Genomic DNA, 1,843 nt, shown 5'->3' on the forward strand with positions numbered 1-1,843 from the left:
GCTTCATCAAACACGTTGCCCACGGTGAGTGCTGCGATCTCCTTTGCTCTCAGCCCTGCGTAGAAGCTGGTGAGTATGATCGTCTCGTCACGCACCGGATGACGCCTGCTGCGGCAGTACTGTATCACCCTCCGCAACTGCGCATCGTTAAGTGTCTGTGCTTGGCGCATGGCGCTATCTCCTCAAAACCTAAGCATTTGTTAGCTTTGAGCATAAAGTCTGAGATATTGGTCTTCCTACCGGAAAGACGTCTTTCCTGAAGTCTATGTTTTACAATGACTTACGCAATAATCTCATACTATACATGTTCTATGAGGTTTTGGGCTGTGTGATTACGCTCAGTACAAGCCTTGCTGCTATGCTCCGCTGTCTACAACACATCCCTCCCAAAACATGGAGACAGCGGAGCTTAGCAGCGCCATTAGCACTGCGAAGCCAATAATCTGGCATTTAAATCACTTCATGCCAAGTTATAATCCAACCAGTGAAGCAGTAGCTGCTCAGGCTCAATTTGAAACTTTCGGCAATTTCAACTACGCATCGTGTATGACCCTCGACCCAAAGCATAACGACTTAGTGCGGCGCAGCTCTACGATGATCCGCTCAATATTGTACGAAAGCGCAGCCATTAGCAACGATTTGCTTTGCCAAGCGACTATAATGGAGATAACGAATGCCTAATTACGACATCAATAATGTCATTTATCCACAGGCTCTTTTTAAATGATCTTACAAAAATATGGACTTTCCAACATCTTTTGGATCGCAATGGGTTTTTCGTATATTTTTTTGGGAGTAGCAGTTTATGCAATTATTACACTCCCTGAGAATACGTTTGACGGAGACAACCCAGAGCAGGTTTTGGCGGCTGCAAAGTTAACCTATGTGAGGCTCTCACTCGCCATCATTTGTATGGTTGGATATCCGGTGCTTTTGTTTAAATCATTAAATGCTGCAAAGTATGTTACGATAGCATTAACTGCTTGGGCTATTGCGATTTACATTGATGATTATTTAGTTCTGTACGAAATTATTACGTACCCTGAGCGGGGAATTGTTGTGTTTATACAAATTATCCGTCCTTTTTTCTTGGTGTGCTTATTGTGGATGAGTTTTGAACTCACTTTTCGAAATCCAGACCCAGATTGACGAGTAAGTAGGGTAAATATTATGGCAGATAAAAAATTAAATGATAACGAAATTGGTGCATTTATTGAAGCCTTTGCTGAAAGCAGGGATTCTAATATCAGCCCGCACGCTCAAAGTCAGACCTTTAACTGACATTCCCCAAGTAGAACGTCCTCCCGCCCACCTTGCCGCTGTTCTGCGCTCCTATCAAGCCTCTTGCACCCATGGTGCCGTTGTTCGGGCATCTGACGCGCGAACTGAGCACGATTTCCGGTCTCGGGGGCGAGGTTGATCCGGATATTGGTCTGACCGACCCCCGTATGGATAGACCGGTTGAGCCGCTTTTGTTCAGGTTTTATGATTAACGATGTTGTCATTAGGGAACCGGCGGTGCGCGCAGCCGATGTATGGCCGCAAGGATGCGGTTGAACAGATCGCCGCTGACAGCCACCTCGGCCAGTTGGAAGGTGATTGCACGGGCGTGACGCACAACCCTCGCACCAATCTTGATCAATCGCGTCTGCAGGCTTGTCAGTGACCAGTCGGCTATCTCATCAGGTAGATCAGTGCCCTGTAGGAAGGCACCGATATTGTAAGCCAGTGCATGGAGTTGCAGCCGCACCTCGTTCTGCGCCATGCCTTTGCAGGACAAACGGGTCCAGTTGATCGCCTGCTTGCCTTCCTTGATGTATTGCTCGGCGGTGCCGCGTTGGTT

General features: G+C 47.4%; 3 protein-coding genes. 2 read left to right on the forward strand and 1 reads right to left on the reverse strand.

The window, feature by feature from the left end; translation table 11 throughout:
- Window positions 1-723 precede the first annotated feature (723 nt).
- Together NIG5292_RS14050 and NIG5292_RS14990 are read left to right on the forward strand one after the other, a co-directional pair.
- Window positions 724-1,149 (forward strand): hypothetical protein, encoded by a 426-nt coding sequence (locus NIG5292_RS14050; RefSeq protein WP_048600169.1) that lies wholly within the window; start codon window positions 724-726, stop codon window positions 1,147-1,149.
- A gap of 203 nt (window positions 1,150-1,352) precedes the next feature.
- Window positions 1,353-1,493, forward strand: a complete 141-nt coding sequence (locus NIG5292_RS14990; RefSeq protein ID WP_158441640.1) for a hypothetical protein — start codon at window positions 1,353-1,355, stop codon at window positions 1,491-1,493.
- An 11-nt stretch (window positions 1,494-1,504) separates the two neighbouring features.
- On the opposite strand, the gene NIG5292_RS14055 is transcribed toward NIG5292_RS14990, so the two are convergent.
- Window positions 1,505-1,843: IS1380 family transposase (locus NIG5292_RS14055; RefSeq protein ID WP_048600170.1), on the reverse strand; the 339-nt coding region annotated here is incomplete at its 5' end.

Source organism: Nereida ignava (genome assembly GCF_001049735.1).
Lineage (GTDB): Bacteria > Pseudomonadota > Alphaproteobacteria > Rhodobacterales > Rhodobacteraceae > Nereida > Nereida ignava.